Annotated in this window: 14 protein-coding genes and 1 pseudogene; 3 read left to right on the forward strand and 12 right to left on the reverse strand. The window is 34.0% G+C overall.

Annotated elements, in window-relative coordinates:
* Positions 1–2: 2 nt before the first annotated feature.
* Complete coding sequence (locus Q8X41_RS04960) at positions 3–1418, reverse strand: APC family permease (protein WP_397539150.1); 1416 nt, start codon at positions 1416–1418, stop codon at positions 3–5.
* Between the two features lie 96 nt (positions 1419–1514).
* Positions 1515–3470, reverse strand: coding sequence for a primary-amine oxidase (locus Q8X41_RS04965; RefSeq protein ID WP_397539151.1), 1956 nt, complete (start codon positions 3468–3470; stop codon positions 1515–1517).
* 184 nt (positions 3471–3654) lie between these two features.
* Between Q8X41_RS04965 and Q8X41_RS04970 the strand changes: the two genes are divergently transcribed.
* Positions 3655–4473, forward strand: coding sequence for a helix-turn-helix domain-containing protein (locus Q8X41_RS04970; RefSeq protein ID WP_397539152.1), 819 nt, complete (start codon positions 3655–3657; stop codon positions 4471–4473).
* A gap of 196 nt (positions 4474–4669) precedes the next feature.
* Here Q8X41_RS04970 and Q8X41_RS04975 read toward each other — a convergent pair whose 3' ends face one another.
* The 3 genes from Q8X41_RS04975 to Q8X41_RS04985 form a co-directional block, all read right to left on the reverse strand.
* A complete protein-coding gene (locus Q8X41_RS04975) occupies positions 4670–5176 on the reverse strand; it encodes a DUF1648 domain-containing protein (protein ID WP_397539153.1) in 507 nt (168 codons plus the stop codon).
* On the reverse strand, positions 5146–5760 hold the full coding sequence (locus tag Q8X41_RS04980) for a hypothetical protein (protein WP_397539154.1): 615 nt from the start codon (positions 5758–5760) through the stop codon (positions 5146–5148). Before Q8X41_RS04980 ends, Q8X41_RS04975 begins: the two co-directional genes overlap by 31 nt.
* Before the next feature lie 163 nt (positions 5761–5923).
* The gene (locus Q8X41_RS04985) at positions 5924–6466 is read right to left on the reverse strand and encodes a hypothetical protein (protein WP_397539155.1); all 543 of its coding nucleotides are present in this window, start codon (positions 6464–6466) and stop codon (positions 5924–5926) included.
* A 636-nt stretch (positions 6467–7102) separates the two neighbouring features.
* Here Q8X41_RS04985 and Q8X41_RS04990 point away from each other — a divergent pair.
* Positions 7103–8464, forward strand: a pseudogene (locus Q8X41_RS04990) (IS3 family transposase).
* Between the two features lie 111 nt (positions 8465–8575).
* Here Q8X41_RS04990 and pstA read toward each other — a convergent pair.
* The 4 genes from pstA to Q8X41_RS05010 all read right to left on the reverse strand — a co-directional run bounded on the left by pstA (position 8576) and on the right by Q8X41_RS05010 (position 12795).
* Positions 8576–9496, reverse strand: coding sequence for a phosphate ABC transporter permease PstA (pstA, locus tag Q8X41_RS04995; protein ID WP_397539156.1), 921 nt, complete (start codon positions 9494–9496; stop codon positions 8576–8578).
* A 3-nt stretch (positions 9497–9499) separates the two neighbouring features.
* Entirely contained in the window at positions 9500–10426 is a 927-nt protein-coding gene (pstC, locus tag Q8X41_RS05000) for a phosphate ABC transporter permease subunit PstC (RefSeq protein WP_397539157.1), read from the reverse strand.
* A gap of 73 nt (positions 10427–10499) precedes the next feature.
* Positions 10500–11354, reverse strand: coding sequence for a phosphate ABC transporter substrate-binding protein (locus tag Q8X41_RS05005; RefSeq protein ID WP_397539158.1), 855 nt, complete (start codon positions 11352–11354; stop codon positions 10500–10502).
* A 22-nt stretch (positions 11355–11376) separates the two neighbouring features.
* Positions 11377–12795: a stalk domain-containing protein gene (locus Q8X41_RS05010; RefSeq protein WP_397539159.1), complete on the reverse strand. Its 1419-nt coding sequence runs from the start codon at positions 12793–12795 to the stop codon at positions 11377–11379.
* Between the two features lie 535 nt (positions 12796–13330).
* Here Q8X41_RS05010 and Q8X41_RS05015 point away from each other — a divergent pair.
* Positions 13331–14602, forward strand: coding sequence for a LysM peptidoglycan-binding domain-containing protein (locus Q8X41_RS05015; RefSeq protein WP_397539160.1), 1272 nt, complete (start codon positions 13331–13333; stop codon positions 14600–14602).
* A 387-nt stretch (positions 14603–14989) separates the two neighbouring features.
* Here the strand turns inward: Q8X41_RS05015 and Q8X41_RS05020 are convergent, their stop codons facing one another.
* From Q8X41_RS05020 to Q8X41_RS05030, 3 genes are all read right to left on the reverse strand, one after another.
* The gene (locus tag Q8X41_RS05020; protein ID WP_397539161.1) at positions 14990–15373 is read right to left on the reverse strand and encodes a DUF302 domain-containing protein; all 384 of its coding nucleotides are present in this window, start codon (positions 15371–15373) and stop codon (positions 14990–14992) included.
* Between the two features lie 61 nt (positions 15374–15434).
* Positions 15435–16214, reverse strand: coding sequence for a YqhG family protein (locus tag Q8X41_RS05025; RefSeq protein ID WP_397539162.1), 780 nt, complete (start codon positions 16212–16214; stop codon positions 15435–15437).
* 357 nt (positions 16215–16571) lie between these two features.
* Positions 16572–18101, reverse strand: a complete 1530-nt coding sequence (locus Q8X41_RS05030) for a DEAD/DEAH box helicase (RefSeq protein ID WP_397539163.1) — start codon at positions 18099–18101, stop codon at positions 16572–16574.
* Positions 18102–18255: the final 154 nt, after the last annotated feature.

Genomic DNA, 18255 nt, shown 5'->3' on the forward strand with positions numbered 1-18255 from the left:
GACTACCAACTCTTTTCCATTTGGTCTGGTTGAATTTGTGGTATTGGCTGTTCAATAAACACCGATTGTGATTTTAACTCCTCTAAAGAAATAGGTTTAAATAACGGCATCTTCTTAAATTTCAACCAGCAAAAAGCATACAGACAAATGAAGAACATAAAGCCACCTGAAATATAATAAACAATTCTTTTAGTTTCTGGATTAGGATGAATGGTCAAAATCATATATAAACACACGGAAATTCCAATTATCTGAATAAAAGGAGTAAATGGGGCTTTAAACGGGCGTTTTATATGACTATAGCGCTTACGGATAATCAATAAATCTACCTGTGTTATGATATAAGATATTAACCAAGTAACACTCGCAGACATTAACATAGTTGTCATAATATTAACATTCACCTTCAAGACAAGTAACGGTAACGCAAACATTAAATATACTAAGATAATACTAAACCAAGGCGTACGAAATGTTGGATGAATATATCCGAATATTCGTGGTAATAACCCCTGTCTCGATAATCCATAAAACATTCGAGGTATTGCAGCTAAATTCGAATTAATTGTACTAGCTCCTGCTAACAGTGTGAGAAGAGCCATAATAATAGCACCAGTATGACCATACATAGATTTTGCTCCCAGTATTTGAGGTATATCTGCACTGGAAAGCTCGGTTAAATCGATATGACGAGTTAAAGCTATTCCAAATAGCATATCTACGACAAAGATTGTCGATAATCCGAAAATCATTGCTTTTGGAATTATCTTTTCGGGATTTTTTACTTCTTCGCCTAATGGTATGACGTATTCGATCCCGATAAATAACCAAAGCCCAAGAGCTAAAGATTGAAAGACCGTAGACCACCCATGTGGGTTAAATGTGGATGGTACTGACTTATTAACTGTAAATAGGTCAAATAATCCAAACAGCCCCATCCCTGCTGTCATTACCATAAGAATCACAACAATACTTAATTGAATCGAACCAAAAATCTCTACACCAAGAAGATTAATAATTAGAAATACTGTTAAAATGCAAAAAGCAATAACTACAGGATTAAAACCTGGAAAGATATAGTGTACTGCCATACTGGTCGTCATAGTTTCCATTGGACCAACTGTAGCTGTAAGAACTAAGTATCCTCCAAGTAAAGCCACAATTGCCATAAATCTCCCCATCGAAACGGCCGTATAATCTCCTACCATCCCAGATCCCGGCATAATTGAAGATAGCTCAGCATATGACAATGCAATCATAATACTTACAAGCATGGCAATGAATGCAGAAACGATAAAAGCAGGGCCAATTGTTCCAAAACTATTTCCCAATGAAACCATTGTTGATCCTGCAACTACAAGTCCAGTAGCGGTAGCATACGCTTGCCAAAAACCTAATCTTCTTTTTAATTCTGGCATTCTTACCGACTCCAATCTTTTTAGCCTAAAGTGAAATCAAGAAACTTTTACTTGAATATTCAAAGTTACCCTTGCTTATAAAAGCAAGGGTAAAAATTAATGGTTACAATGTGAATTTGTTTTTGCTTTGCAACTTGATCCCTTTGATGGACGTGGTACATCAAGTGCAGGATTACCATCAAAAAATCCTACAGGTTTTAATTGGAAATTAATATACGCTGTAGGCATAACTGGCCAATCTTCAGGGCGTGTAATATGATGATGTCCCATTGTATACCATACAACTATATCTTCATCATCAATTGCACGGTTGGCTTGTACGTATTTCGGTAATCCATCTCCACCTTTATGTTGGTTTGGATACTTACCAGTAGCGTACATCTCTTCTGGATTATACTTTGTTACATATAAATGGTTTTTAATAAAACCTGCACGCTTAATAACGCTAGCACTATCATGTGCAAATGGTAGACAATTTTCACCTGGCATTATTTTATAACCAACAGGCTGATTGACAAAATTCAGGGAGTTTTTGTTAACAATTTTCCAAGTTCTTTGGGTAGGCATATCTAATATACGAACTGCTTCTTGTTCAGTTTGGAAAGTTCTTGATACAGGATAAAATGCATTAGAGTGTGGATTATTTGGGCCTTCTGGTTCAGCAACGGTCTCTGTTTCAACTACAGAATTTTTCATCCCATCTAATGTTGTATCCAAACGGAAGTTAAAGAAATGTTGATGATGTACTGCGTTTAATCCGGGTGCAATTTCTGTACCATATTTAGATTTTCCAGATTCGTCAAATGTTCCTGTATTCAACATTCCAGTTAATTTCACTTCAACTTCAAGCGTTCCATCTTGATAGAAGCTCCAATAAAATCCGTAATCATAGTTTCCTACCGTACAGAAGAAAGAAATGACAAGACGCCGAGAACGACGAACCTCTACATGATTCGTACGCCAATCCGTATGTTTCCAGCCGATTCCATAATCTTCTTCATGTAAACAAATAGCATTTTTAATTGTACGTGGAACGCCATTTGAATCTCCTAAAACAGCATCAAAATATTGAATTTCTCCTAAGCAATCACATCCAAGTTCTAATGAGTTTGCTAATTGTCCCATACCGTATTCACCTGCATCGAAGGCATTTTGGGTATTATGCGCAAATGATGCTTCCCCATATGGAACAACCATTTCAGATAATGCTGCACGGTATAGAATTGGACGAACTTTTCCTTTGTCTTCATAACCAATTGTATAAAGTACAAGACCTTCACGAGGGGTGAAGCCATATCGGAAACTCCATTTTTGCCATTTAATTAAATTTCCTTCTACAGTGAAACTAGGGCCTTCTGGCTGTATAATTTCAAGAGGTTTCAAATCATTACGGAAAGTAATTGCTTCATTCGTCTCTGGATAATAGTTCGCATCATGGGTAGGTATCTTACGCACACCATAATCTTCAACACGTTCTACTTCCATTTTATTCAGATCAACATACGCGACAATCCCTGTTAGAGGATACGCATATCCATTATCATTTTCGAATTTTTTCTCCCAACATATTGCTCTTGCAATACGTTTCCCTTCATGTTCTGGTATGTTAAAGTAACCAGCCGACCATGGATCTACCATGATTAGATCAGAATTCTCTATCCCTCTTTTTTTAAGTGCTGCGATAAATTCAGGACTATTTTTAACTACTTTTTCACATTCTTCAAATTCTTCTAACATTATATTTGGCTGAACATCTGAAATTTCTTCATATCGTAGGACGTTTCCTTTTGTAACAGAAATTACGGCTTCATACGTTTTGATAGTTTTCGTATCCAATAAAACCATAGCTACTTCTCGATCAATCGGATCGTCTTTTTTAAAGTTTAAAACGACTTCTTTTTTAGGTTCTTTTAATGTGATAGAGGCAAATCGAACACTTGAACTTAATCCTTTTTCTTTTCGAATAATATCCACTGATAATTTTACTTCACTTTCAGTTAACGGAGATAACGGATGATCCACAACATTATTATGTTTAATAATTGATATCATTTTACCAACCCCTCTCTTATATGGATATTATAGAAAACGCTTTCACTATTTACATTGTAAAAAACGGAATTTTCCAAATTTTCAATCGATTTTTAGTTAAAATAATTTAATAGAATGTTATAATTCTTAACATAAAACGATTAACTAAATAATAGAGGAAACCTAATAATGGAGGGAATTGAAGATGAACAATCAAATTGCATTTTACCCGATTCAACCAGAATGGCAGAATGTATTTTCATACTATCGACAGATAAATTTACCCTTTCCAGTAAGTCAGCATATTGCTTATATGTATGAATTCAAGATCAACTCTCTCTTCGACTTATCCATTCCAGGCATTCCAGATGCATGTACAGATCTTATTTTTTGCTCCAATGGAAAAAAAGAAAGTAATCTTGTTGTGGCAAGCCCCCCTCATAGAATATTCAGATCGTTCGAATCTAATGTAATATATACAGGAATCCGATTGTTACCTCAACAAAGAATTTTCAGCTTTCAAATACCTTTAAAACATCTCTTCCAACATTTCACCATGCCACTATTTGATGTCATCGATTTTCCATTTGATTTATATGAACAATTGATTTCAACAACAAGTCTTAAAGAAAAGGCAGCGTTATTTAGCTCTTATTTTCAAAAATGTAATGATCAACATGTTTCAAAACTTGACATTGTACAAGCATGTATGCAAAAAATCACATGTAATCAAGGGGCCATAAAATTAAAAGAGCTAGAACAATACACTGGTTTTTCCGAAAGATATTTACGTAACTTATTTAGCGAATATGTCGGTCTATCTCCTAAACAATTTTTACAACTTTATCGTTTTCAAATAACCGTACAAAAAATGGCAACTCATAATTTACTAGATATCAATCAATTTTTAATGAAAGGATTATTTTATGATGAATCTCATTTTTATAAAGAATTTAAAAGGTATGCCAAAATGACACCAAAGGAATATGCAACCCTTTTGAATAAAACAATTCTCCATAAATAATTTCTTTTTGTATAAATGAACTACGGAAGTTTATGATCCTATTTCTCCTAAAAAGGGTACAAAAAAGAGAGATTCTCATGTGAAATGTAAGTTTTTAAACAAACTTTTCAAATTGAGGATACTCTCTTAATAGACATAATATAATATGCTCTAGTACTTTGAAATTTAAAGAAAATAAAAATAAGATTTCTTTTATTTATTGAATCTTTCTCTGTTCGATTATTACTAAGATAATTGGAATTCCTGTTGCAAAAAGGCTGATAGGTAAAAACCATTTACCAAATCCATGCCCCCACCCCAGTGGAATCGAAATGGATTCAAATAAGAGGCAAGCAAAAATGATGAGACTAATATTTTTTATTTTATTTATTAGCTTTCGACTGAGTAAATAAAACTGTTTTACATTTGATTCGTTTAATCGACTTGGATAATTATGAATCTCAGGATGTTTTTCTATTACCTGTAAAAAAATTATTATAAAAGCACCTATACATGGTAAAATCAAAAGTTCCCATTTTGATCCATAGCGATTTACTTCACCAAGTGCATTATAATGTGCCGGTACTTTATCAGGTAGTACGTTCCAATTCGTAATGAGTAAAATGAAAGAAGCAAAGTAAAAGCTATAGCCAATGATATCCCAAACCCATTCACTTTTGGTTTTTGGAATGGTTATTTTTGGTCTCTTCCAATAATCGGACATTGCTCATCCCCCTTTACTCCAGTCTCCGTTAATCCATGCTCAGACAATATCTTCGTCAATTTTTCTTTTGCTTCATCTGTAGTAACGATACAGCTTATCGTTGAAAACTTTGCTATCATTTTCAATTCATAGCCGTCATTGACCTCTTTTGAATATCCATAATATCCATGATTAAGATTAATAGGTACAAATTGAAATGATTTTATTCTTTTCCAAGGGACAAAACGAGTTCCACTTAACACTCCCTCATTTATTATTGCAAATAAATTCAACAGATTATGTGAATAGGTTAAAGGAAGAAACGCCAGTAAATAAAAGGAAGTATCAAATTTTTTATAAACTACATCTATTATGTACATACCTATTACGAATAATATTATAAAGAAATAAAGAATTATTGCAGTTTTTTGTTTTGAAAAAGTTGGTAAGCTCACTACTTTCTGAGGATATGTTCTAATTGCGATTAACTCCTCATTTGTAATTGGAAAGATCTTATCTTTTTTCAATTTTGTTAAAAGCTGAATAAATCTATAACAGAAGTACCCAATGATGATTAAAAACACAATATTTAAGAAGAGTATCAATTCTATTCCTCCAATGAGATAGATAAACTATAAATTAGCTTTTGTTCATAATTCTTTAATAGAACAAAATGGAAACTTACTTAAATTATATAAAATTACGCATTATTGAGTCAATTTCATTAGAATCACTTCTCCTTTACGTGGGGAAATAATTACATTCTGCCTATTTTACATATTCTCGATTAAAGAAACGAAGATTCGAAATCTTCCATTCACCTTTTTCTTCTGTCATATAAAAACGCACTTCATCGGTATATGGTGTCGTTTGACCATCTATTATTTCATTTAATTCAACTTCGTATGTATACTCCAAATGGTCATCTTTTTCAGTAATAGACAATTGCTTTAGCGACTGTAATTTATAATCAGCTTTTTTCTTCATAGCTATCTGTGGTAAAAATGAGAATATTCCATTTCTTAACAATATATCAAATTCCTTTTTTGTGAAATATGATTCAAAAGATTTCGGATAAATTTCTCCAAATTTTGGAGTTTCGACTGTAATTATTGTTTCTTCACCTTTTACCTCAAGTTGTTTGTCCAATTCTTCATACAATTTATCCATTATTTGATTACTTTCTTCGAATGAGACATTGTAATATGCAGTTAAGAATGATTCAATTTCATCTATACCCTTTTGTTCTGAACAGCCTACACATATTAATAACATAACAACCATCATAGTAAAAAGTTTTATAGTTCGCATTTATCATCCCCCCCAATTAATTTATCTACGATTAAAAAAGGGGATAGTTTCAATTTTTTCTATTATTTGATTTCATAAATCTATTTGTGGTTTTTAAATACGAACATTTTAACACTTAACTTTCCAATATTCAGATTTGGATGTTCCGCTACAGACGGCGCTTTCCACGGGCTTGGTTTCAATCTCCTCGATCACTACATTGTGGGAACTGAAAAAGTGTTTAAATACAAATATTATTGATTTGCTTTCTAAATGATGTGGAATTAGCTTCGCTTTCCGCGGGCGAGCGTTGAGCCTCCTCGCTCACTTCGTTCCCTGCGGGGTCTCACCTGCCTCGCTTTCCCGCAGGAGTCTTCGCTAATTCCACGTCAACAAATTTAGCAAAACAAGATTTTCATCTACTTTTACTTTTTCATTGCATTTACTACATTTCTGTGGGACTTTCAGCTAAAGCTTTTCGTAGGTGTTGCCGGCTTCCGCTCCACAATGAAAAAAATTGGATTAAATTAAATGTTTTTTTATTTTATATTAATTTAGCATTATGAAATTAATTCAAATGGATAAAATTAAAAAAGTCCCCATAAATGAACTGCCCCGTAAATGTTAGACACTAACTAACATTTACGGGGTGTTTTTATGACTAAATTTACAATGGAGACAAAATTAAACGCAGTGAAACGTTATTTAAATGGAACTGAAAGTTATAAAAAGATTGCAGAAAGTATTGGTTCAACCAAATCTCAAGTTATCAACTGGGTAAAATTATTTGAGGCCCAAGGAATGAATGGTTTTGAAAAAGACTATACAGCTTACTCTGTTCAGTTTAAACTAGACGTACTTAATTTTATGAACGAAACAGGCGCTTCTCTTCGAGAAACAGCGAGTAATTTTAATATTTCTTCTCCAAGTACAGTTTATAAATGGGAATGGTTATTAAAAACACAGGGGCTGGATGCGCTAGAACCAAAGAAAAAGGGCGCCTCCAATGAAAAAAGAATCGAATAAGATGCAATCAAAAGTTGTAGTATCAGATGAAGGCTCGCTAGAGGCTTTACAAGCAAAGATAAAGCGTTTAGAAATGGAGAACGCCTACTTAAAAAAGTTAAATACTTTAGTTCAAATGCAAGTAAAATTACAAACAAAATCAAAGCGCAAGTAATAGTTGAACTAAAGCATAAATATGACGTTGTGGAGTTGATTAAAGTCGCTGGCATTCCCCGTAGTACGTATTATTATTGGGAAAATCGATTAGATCAAACTGATAAATACGGACAAGTAAAAGAAGCAATTAAAATGATTTACCACGAACATAAAGGTCGTTATGGTTACCGTCGTATAGCTAAAGAATTGAAGAAATATGGTTATACTCACGATCCTAAAACAATTAATAGTCTAATGAATCAGATGGGCTTAAAATGTCTTGTACGTATAAAGAAATATCGTTCTTACAAAGGGACCGTTGGTCGAATCGCACCAAATCTATTACAACGTGATTTTAAGGCAAAGAAAATGAATGAAAAATGGGTAACAGACTTTACGGAATTTCATCTATTCGGAGAGAAACGTTATTTATCACCTGTGTTAGATTTGTGTAATGGTGAAATCATTGCGTATAAAGTGATGAGCCGTCCTGTTTATCGACTTGTTGGAGAGATGTTAGATCAAGCTATTAATCGTCTTCAACCAGGAGATCAAGTAATTCTACATTCCGATCAAGGATGGCATTACCAAATGAAGAAGTATCAGAAGACCCTACAAGAACACCACATTACGCAGAGTATGTCCCGTAAGGGCAACTGTTTAGATAACGCCGTCATTGAAAATTTCTTTGGCTTGTTAAAATCTGAACTTCTTTATCTTCAGGATTTTGAGAGTATGGAACATTTTGAACAAGAACTACATGATTATATCGAGTATTATAATCACAAACGAATGAAGGCAAAATTAATAGACCTAAGTCCAGTAGAATACCGAACTCAGGTCTTAGAAGCTGCCTAAACTATTTGTCTAACTTTATTGGGTCAGTTCATAAAAGGAACTTTTCTTCATCAACTTCAGCTTGAAATATTCAATTTTAGACAAATGGATTTGATTTTTTCAGTTTCCAGTTTATAGGGATAGCTTTGAGTTCTTCGCATTTTTCGGACGAGCTTTATATCTAGAATTTCTAATCCATAACGGTAATCTGAGTAAAAAACTCAATAGGAGTGTAATCAAAACCAATAAAGCAGATGCTTTTTGAGCAATTTCCGGTGCATCCTCTACAAGTGCTTCTGATTGAACATACCATAACTGCACAGGTAGCGTTCCTCCTTGAGAAAGCGGATTCCAATCCCACATTTCGCCTGAGGTTCCGGTTCCTCCTACTAATAGGATCAACGCAGATTCTCCAAATGCACGACATGTAGCTAGACTTATACCACTAATAATTCCAGTCATAGCTGCAGGAATTACAGTTCTCAAAATAGTTTGAGATTTAGTCGCACCCATAGCTAAGGAAGCTTCTCTTAATTCATCATCTATAGCTTCTATTGCTTCCTCCGTTACAGAAGTTATCACTGGTAAATTGAGAAGTGACAGTGTTATTCCAGCCCCTAAAATAGTTAATCCCACGTCAAATATATCTACAAATAACATGTAACCAAATAGACCAAAAACAATGGAAGGAACGGATGCTAAGCTTTCTACACAAGTTCTTATAAATTCTGTAAATCGATTGACAGGTGCATATTCAGCTAAATATATACCTGATCCAATCCCAATAGGAATTGAAATGACGAGCGAAATAAGTAATACATAAAAAGAGTTAAATAGGAATGGCCCTACCCCTCCACCTTTTTCAATTTCATCTGGTAAATCGATTAAAAAGCTAGGTGTAATCTTCGGTAATCCTTTAGATAAAATATAAATAAGTAATCCTATAATTAGAATGAAAATCAAGGAAGTAATCGTCCATATTGCAATTGTGAATACTTTATCTTTTAATCTATTACCATTCTTATATAAATTTTCATCTAAACTTTTATTCATTTCTTATACTCCTTTGGTACGAAGCTTTCTAATAATAATAATCAGCACATTTGAAAGGATCAGTAATAAGAATGCCATCATATATAAAGCATAATTCCAAGTAGAATCGAATTCGACATCGATAATTTGATTTACGATATTACTAGTTAAAACTGCCGTCGGTGTCAATAAATCATGTGCTAATTGAGGTGTATTTCCAATCACCATGACAACAGCCATTGTTTCACCAATCGCACGAGCCATTCCTAAAATAATAGCAGTTAACAGACCCGAACTTGCATGTGGGATGACTACTCTAAAAATAGTTTGCATCCTACTTGCTCCAAGAGCATAACTTGCTTCCCTTAAATCAGAAGATACTGCAGAGATTGCATCATCACTTATTCTAGAAATCGTTGGTAAAACCATGATAAATAATACGATAGCTGCAGCTAATAGACCATCACCCATCATAGTCCCTGTCACTTTTCTTAAAAAAGGAATGAGTATAGTTAATCCCAAGTAACCATATACAATCGAAGGAATGCCTACTAATAAATCTAAAATTGGACGAAGAATCCGTTTAAGAAAGTCAGGTGCTATTTCAGCGGTAAAGATCGCCACAGCAATCGATATTGGTGCGGCAATTAAAAGGGTTAAACCTGTCAGTTCTAAAGTACCTATAATAAATGTTGCTGCTCCATATTTTTCTTCAAATGGTTCCCATGTAGTTGAAAAGAAGAATTCTTTAAATGAAACGTCTTTAAACACTAATAATCCAGTACGACCAATAAATACAATGATTGAAAGAAGGACAAGCCCTAGAAACAAGACACTTAGCAAACAAAAAATCTTAAACAATCGATTTTGTATATAGACTTTTTCCTTTACTACCTTATCTGTATTGATTAAAAGTTTCGGTTCTTGTAGCTCATACTCTATTTTCGCCATAATATCCTCCACTACTAACATAATGCCAGCCTTATTAAAGGCTGGCATCATTTCATATTTTAAAAAGTAGAAATTATTTCATTTTGCTAACTGGGATGAATTTTAGTTTCTTTAAAGAACCATTTTGGAATTTGCTGCTTTGAATATATTTAATGTATTGTGCATTAGCGCCAGTAGGATTTCCTTTTGTTACAAGGTAACCATAGCTCCATACTTTGTACTTACCGTTGATTACGTTAGAAGTTGTAGCTGCTACACCATTGAAATTTACAGCTTTAATGTCACCTTTTACGTATGCTAAGTCAACATAACCAATTGCATTTGGATTCGTTGCTACAGAAGTAACCATTTCTCCACTTTTACCTACTTCTTTGTAGTTACCTTTTGTCATAAAGCTTTTTCCGTTTAAGGCTTTCATTTGATAGTTAACGCGTGTACCAGAACCAAATTTACGGTTTACTACAACAATATTTGCATTTTTTCCGCCTACTTGTTTCCAGTTCGTAATTTTACCAGAGAATATACCTTGCAATTGTGCAGATGTTAAGTTTTTAACAGGGTTCGATTTGTTAACGATTGTTGCAAAAGGAATAACTGCGATTTTATGTGCTTTTAATCCATTAAATGCTTTGAAACCAGGCACTGATTTCGTAGCATCCCAGTCCACTGCTCCGATTGTTGCAGAACCTTTTTGTACAGATTGTGGACCAGCAACAGAAGATGAACCTGAAACAGAGATAGATACTTTCGGATTAGAACGTTTAAATTCTTTTGCAGCTTGTTGTGTGACAGGAAGTAATGCAGTTGAGCCTGCTACAACAATCTTATTTGAAGAAGCTGCTGAAGTTGATGAAATACTACCAAATGTGAATCCTACTGCCGCGACTGTAGATAAAGCTGCAATTGTAATACGTTTAAACATTTTCATAATTAATTTACCCCTTTATTTTTTATTTTGTTAGGAAATCAAAAGATCCTTTTTTCAGTACAACCACTTTTTCACCATTTTTGTCTGAAGTGGTACCAGCAATTAACTTATCATTTGAAACACTAAATGAAGACAGCTTTAATTTCGTAGAAACTACCTTCGTTATTTTTTTTGTAGCAGTATTGACTTTATAAATTGTAGAAGATCCATTGCTTTCTGCTACCAAAATCATTAATTCACCTTTAGGTGTTACTAAAGAATAAACAATATCTTTAGTAGAACTAAGTGTAGTTATTTTGTTGTTTCCATCAATCATTTTCAACTCAGTAAGTTGATCGTCTTCTGGATCTGTGCTTAAGTACACGATGTTCCCATTTGATACAAAGCCAGGGAAAACTTTATTGTCAGTTGTAGTTGTGACTGCAACTGCAGCTGGTGTAGCTTCAGTTAGGTTTAAGGCATAGATTTGCGGTTCTGTTCCAGTAGTATCGATGTTCTCTACTTCTGGATCATCGCCATCAGTAAATGAAGTACTACCTTCTTTACCTACTGTATATAGAAGTTTATTACCATCTACTGATAAATGTAGATCAGCTTTATAATTCAAACTATCAGCAAAAATAGTAGTAACTGCTCCGTCTGAAATATTGATGGAACCTATTTTTTCACTCTTATCACCTTGAATGAAATACACTTTTTCGCCATCATGTGACCATACAAATTCAGTTTTAACTGAATCATCTTCCGCATTTAGTTTCTTTGTCTTTTTAGACATTAAATCTACTAGATAAACAAAGCCATTTTCATCTGAATAAATAGCTTGTTTACCATTCGGAGAAACTACTAAGCCTGTACCATTTACTGTATGTACTACTTTTTTAGTAGTAGTATTTAGTAAAAGTGTTCTACTATCTTGAACATCCTCATTTGAAACAAGAATAGTCGAATTATTTACCCACTGTGGTTCAAATGTATCTCCACTTACTAATCCAGTAGTTGATAAAAAGTTTCCATCAAAATCTCCACCAAAAGCTTTAACTAATGAACCAGCTTCAATATATAATTTTTTTCCAATCAATTTAGGTGCTATGTTGATTTTTGTTTTCTTACCATTAATAACAGCTGTTTTAACATTGACTTTATAAGTAACCTTTACTTGCTTTTTGTTTACCGTTTTTGATACTTCATAAGTCTTGTTTTTGCTATTGTATTTATACTTAGCAGTTATTAATTTTGAAAATTGTTCGGCTGAATAAAGTTTTTGTTTGTTTGATTTTGAAAAAGAAATTGATTTAGACTTACCGTCTACAATGATTGTTCCTTTTTCTACCTTTTGCTGCTGAACAGCTTTTGCGCTTACCTCATTTAAAGCAATTGGAGTAAAAACTGTTGTTGTTAAAACTGTTGATGCAATTAATAAACTTGAAATTTGATGTTTCATTCTACATCCTCCGTATAGTCGCTATTTTTTTCAGGGTATTGCGATAATCCTCCTTTCAAATGTGCATAATTTCTTATCCACAATTGGTATTATAAGGTATATTTGTTAACCTAATTCACTAATTTTGTAAGCTTAATATAGATTGTTTGTAAACACTTGTGATTCAATTGTTCTATTTTATCTAATACAAAAGTTTTATTTTTCAATAAAGTAAATACGAATATAATGCCCATTATCCGATAGCAAAGAAAAAAAACCTAGATTTATAAATAATCCAGGTTTTCACTATTTAGGATTAATATTAATAATCCATTTACATTTGAAGGCGCCGTCATTAACTTTGACTAATAAATAGAATAGATTTACAGCAAAAAGACTTGTTGATTTGTTTAATTTCAATTGTGAAACGCTTGAATGGGTATCTATATGTTTTTAAAACTAACATTAATTTTGTAATGATTACGAGTAATATGCATATCTAATTCTTTTCATCATATACATTACAGAATGGAATTTAATTTGGAAGGAGAATGTTTTGGAGATACATATTGTTAGTAGAGGTGAGACACTTTGGCAAATTGCTTCCCACTACAATGTGGATATCAATTCAATCATTCAGTTAAATCAATTACCCAATCCAAATAACCTTGTAATTGGCCAATCACTAGTGATTCCAACTCACGGCTTAACCTATGTAGTACGTCCTGGAGATACACTTTGGCAAATCGCTAATCGTTATGGTACTACAGTGCAGGCAATTGTGAGTGAAAACCATCTTTCGAATGCCTCCAGGTTATACGTTGGTATGCGTTTGGTTATTCCAAAATCAAAACCTACCATTGAAGTAAATGCATATACGTATCAATCTCCTGCAGAGGGTGCACAATCTATTAAAGATGTTGGGTATCTGCTTACCTATATGAGCCCGTTCGCTTATAAAGTAAAAGAGGATGCCTCATTAGAACCATTTCCAGATGAATTAATGATTTCTGCAGCACAATCAAAAAATGTGGTACCGCTGATGTCTATTACAAATTTCACAGCTACCCAAACGGGATCAAATTTAGCTCATACGATATTATCTAGTAAAGTTTTACAGGAAAAAGTGATCAATAACGTACTTAAAATCATGGATAATAAAGGCTATAAAGGCTTAAACATTGATTTTGAAAGTGTGTTACCTTCAGACCGCGAGAATTATAATGCATTTCTCCAGCTCGCTGTTGATCGACTACATCCCAAAGGCTATTTTGTTTCAACAGCACTTGCTCCAAAAACGTCTGCTACTCAAGGTGGTCTGTTATATGAAGCTCATGATTATGAGGCACATGGAAGAATTGCTGATTTCGTAATTTTGATGACATATGAATGGGGCTATCGCCTCGGGCCACCACAATCTATCTCCCCTATTAACCAGATGAAAAGAGTCGTGGAATATGCCCTATCTGTTATGCCAGCAAACAAAATATTTTTAGGCTTCCAAATTTACGCAAGAGATTGGAAATTACCACATGTTAAAGGACAAGAAGCTGAAACTTTTAGCCCTCAGGAAGCTATACGACGAGCAGCAAAATACGGCACGATTATTCAATATGATACAGCTACTCAATCCCCCTTCTTCCGTTATGTAGATGAAAATGGTCAACAACACGAAGTTTGGTTTGAAGATGCAAGAAGTGCTCAAGCTAAGTTTGATTTAATTAAGAGATATAAACTTCGAGGTGTCAGTTACTGGGCTTTAGGATTCCCTTTCCCACAAAACTGGGCATTACTCCCAGATAATTTTTATATAAAAAAACTAACTTAATTTTTTCTAATCTTAATCCTTTCATTACGCATGCTGATAATCCAGTTTTATCCATTAACAATAGATGATTAACCGATATCAGCTACGGATTGCTCGCTTTCCTGCGGGCGTGCGCTGAGCCGCTTCCTCCGCTCCACTACGTGCAGGGTCTCAGCTGCCACGCTTTCCCGCGGGAGTCGAGCAACCCTCCGCTACAATCGATAAACAATGAGACACAAGCCCATTGAAAATAAGATTACAGAAGAATATTCTTCCTATTTAATCCTAATCAACACGCTTGATCCTTTCATATCAAAAAGCTGTTTCAAAGGTACATTAATAACCTTGAAACAGCTTTTTATTTTTTCACTATTTGATCTCTAAGCACAAATGCTCAATTGCTTCCCATTATAAGCTTTGTTCAATACAGTGAATTAAGCGTTTTTCAATCGATTCAGCGATTTCTTTTAAATCATGATCTTCCACCATACTAATTAGCGCTGTGGGTAGTGGCATTCCTACATTGACTTTATCATTATCCTCAAACACAATAATTTTACAAGGTAAAAAATAACTAACAAGTGGATTCTTCGTAAGAACGCGGTGTGCTTCAACAGGATTACACACTTCTAAAATTTGATATTTCTGTAGTAAAGTTAGACCCTTAGCCTCTAATTTTTCATTAATATTAAAAATCCATTGAACACCAAATTGTTCTTTTTTTAAATTTCCCATTAAACTTTCAATTGTATCTTCCATATTTCGAGAAGATGTTACTGTGTAATGAAACATGTGACAGTTCGTCTCCTTAGTAATTTCAACTGTATCGATTGTAATTATTTACCCGTATAAATCATTTTAAATAAAACAATCCTCCATTAATAATTTCAATTTTTATTTTAACGCCATATCGATCTTCTAATGCTTTCTTCTCTATTTCGTAGGATTCTGGCTTTTCCTCTATCTCTTCATAAAAATAATCTAATACCCTTTGGTCCTTTTGCCATCTTTTTTTTGCCTTTTCTGCCCATGTGTGATCATCCTGTTGAATGATATTTTCAATAAAATCATCTAATCGTTTTAACGCACGAATCGGCTTAATAATATATTGCAATGGAAATGCACTATCTGAAATATCTGAAACTAAATCAACTTCAGCTAAAATCTCTTGAAAATCTTCATTGATATTGCCTGTCATTAAGTTTATTCCAAGAGAATAAAGCATCTCTTTGGTTTGATCACAAAAATACGATACTTTGTAATTCACGCATAAGAAAGGCGTAAGTATGGTTTGAGATTCATGCGTATCTATCCTCTCAAACAACTGTACATATGCACCCATTTCTTTAGTAGCTTGAAACAATTGATTAAGGCGAAATGATCCAAAGTGCACAATTTCACCGTTTACATTTTCATTAAGTATATTTTGATTCGTAATGAATGTAAGTTGAGCAGGACATGGAACGGTATCTGTACTTTCAATGTATTTCCAATAGAAAGGACGGTTCATGATCCTTTTGTCCATTTCAATCGTTAATTGTACTGTCAAATAATGTCCTTTATCCTCAACAATCGGACAATCTGTTTGTTGAAAAAAATCACGTAAATATCCGTGAACTTGTTGTGGGAGCATAACCATCCTCCTTCTCCATAATAAATTCCCCCTACATCATGAATGTTTATTTTCCGTTTTTATCCATTAAAAATGAATAATCCACCGATACCCGCTACGGATTGCTCGCTTTCCTGCGGGCGTGCGCTGAGCCACTTCGGGGCAACAGGATGTTGGTCACGGAGTCGTTGCCACAGGACGTGGCGTTCTTAGACTCCGTTCCTTAAACGCTACGTGCAGGGTCTCAGCTGCCACGCTTTTCCCGCGGGAGTCGAGTAATCCTCCGCTACAATAAATAAACAGTGAGACACAAGCACCTTGAAAATGAGATAACAGAAGAATATTCTTCCTATTTTATTCTAATAAACAAGCTTGTTCTTACATTGTTCTTTTGAAAGCTAAAATATCATCTAACTCCCCTACTACCTTTTCGAATACCTCAATTTTTGTTTGGAGTAAGTCCAGAATGTTTTGTTCAATGGTATCGGCAATAGCTAGATTATAGATATGGACATCATGTTCTTGTCCTAATCTGTGGACACGTCCAATTCTTTGCTCTAATTTCATAGGGTTCCATGGTAAATCATAGTTGATGACATGATGACAAAACTGTAGGTTAATCCCTTCTCCCCCAGCTTCCGTCGCGATTAATACTTGGACTTGTTCCTGAAAAAGTTTCTTCATATAATCTCTTTTACTTTTGTTGAATTTTCCGTTAAAAAGGACACTTTTGATTCCTTTTGCATGTAAATACCACTGTAGATAAATTTGACTCGCACGATATTCGGTAAATATAATGACCTTATCATTTGCTTGAGAAATAATTTCGTAAGCCTTTTCCGCTTTCGAGTTAATTTCGAGTGACATCAATTTTTTTATGATTTCTTCTACAAAGCTAACCTCTTCTTGATCATTACAATTTTGGAGCATATTTTCTAACGTCAAGCAAGTAGCCTCCTTGCTGCTACACATTTCCTTTTGGAGTGTGATCATTGAGAAAGAACCAGAGAAAATAGACGAAACATCTTTCAATTCCAGTATCATGTTATAGACTTCTCGTTCCTCTTTCGTAAAATCCACCGGAATGTTTTGAACACGACGATTAGTCCACTCTACGCCAGTATCCTGTCTTCTATTTCTCACCATGACTTGGTTAACTAATTCCTTCAAAAATTCATCATTTTCTAAATCATGTTTACTCGCGGAAAACGAGGATTGAAATACTTCGAAATTTCCTAAGTGTCCGGGTTTTAGTAGTGAAATGAGATAAAATAGTTCAAAAACATCATTTTGAATTGGGGTTGCAGTTAACAATAAACAAAACTTTTTCTTTAAACTTTGTACAAACTCGTAGATTTTGGTTTTGTGGTTTTTTAGCTTGTGAGCTTCATCAATGATGATCATGTCATAGTCTTGATCATAAATGAGCTCTTTATGGGGGCTTTTTTTTGCGGTATCCATACTCATGACGACAATATCGATATGCTCTAATGAGGATTTCTTTTTGTAAGGAATGGCGGGTATATAAAATTTATTGTTCAGTTCTTCAATCCATTGATTGATGAGAGAGGCTGGAGCTAAGATTAACGCTTTTTTTACAAGACCTCTGATTAGATATTCTTTCAGTATTAAACCTGCTTCTATCGTTTTACCAAGGCCAACCTCATCTGCTAAAATTGCTTTTCCATTCATTCTTTCGATAACCTTTTCTGCAACTTCTAATTGATGGGCAAGAGGAGTTAAATTGGGTAAATGTTTAGGCGATCGAAGTCCTGTAAATTCTGTAATGAGGTTCGCTTTTACTACTTCGTAACACATATTGTAAAGTTTCCAATTATCCCATTCACTCTCATTTTCTAATCTATTTAGAAAACCTTCTTCCCATTCAGGCGACCTTTCAATGATCATGATTATCACCTCTGCAAATTTTCTTTTACTTAAGTTGTCCAATAATATTATAACTATGATAAATTTATCGAAATAAAATAGCGACATTCAAAGTATTCATCCCATAAATGAGGCTTGAATCTAAGTATTAGACTTGAATTTGCGTACTATACAG

Source organism: Rummeliibacillus pycnus, assembly GCF_044359855.1.
In the GTDB taxonomy this organism is placed as follows: Bacteria; Bacillota; Bacilli; order Bacillales_A; family Planococcaceae; genus Rummeliibacillus; species Rummeliibacillus pycnus_A.

Bases quoted from the DNA above. Each gene is read 5' to 3' on its own strand.
- Q8X41_RS04960 (WP_397539150.1), bottom strand. From the start codon at position 1,418: ATGCCAGAATTAAAAAGAAGATTAGGTTTTTGGCAAGCGTATGCTACC.
- Q8X41_RS04965 (WP_397539151.1), bottom strand. From the start codon at position 3,470: ATGATATCAATTATTAAACATAATAATGTTGTGGATCATCCGTTATCT.
- Q8X41_RS04970 (WP_397539152.1), top strand. From the start codon at position 3,655: ATGAACAATCAAATTGCATTTTACCCGATTCAACCAGAATGGCAGAAT.
- Q8X41_RS04975 (WP_397539153.1), bottom strand. From the start codon at position 5,176: ATGTCCGATTATTGGAAGAGACCAAAAATAACCATTCCAAAAACCAAA.
- Q8X41_RS04985 (WP_397539155.1), bottom strand. From the start codon at position 6,466: ATGCGAACTATAAAACTTTTTACTATGATGGTTGTTATGTTATTAATA.
- pstA (WP_397539156.1), bottom strand. From the start codon at position 9,496: ATGAATAAAAGTTTAGATGAAAATTTATATAAGAATGGTAATAGATTA.
- pstC (WP_397539157.1), bottom strand. From the start codon at position 10,426: ATGGCGAAAATAGAGTATGAGCTACAAGAACCGAAACTTTTAATCAAT.
- Q8X41_RS05005 (WP_397539158.1), bottom strand. From the start codon at position 11,354: ATGAAAATGTTTAAACGTATTACAATTGCAGCTTTATCTACAGTCGCG.
- Q8X41_RS05010 (WP_397539159.1), bottom strand. From the start codon at position 12,795: ATGAAACATCAAATTTCAAGTTTATTAATTGCATCAACAGTTTTAACA.
- Q8X41_RS05020 (WP_397539161.1), bottom strand. From the start codon at position 15,373: ATGTTTCATTACACAGTAACATCTTCTCGAAATATGGAAGATACAATT.
- Q8X41_RS05025 (WP_397539162.1), bottom strand. From the start codon at position 16,214: ATGCTCCCACAACAAGTTCACGGATATTTACGTGATTTTTTTCAACAA.
- Q8X41_RS05030 (WP_397539163.1), bottom strand. From the start codon at position 18,101: ATGATCATTGAAAGGTCGCCTGAATGGGAAGAAGGTTTTCTAAATAGA.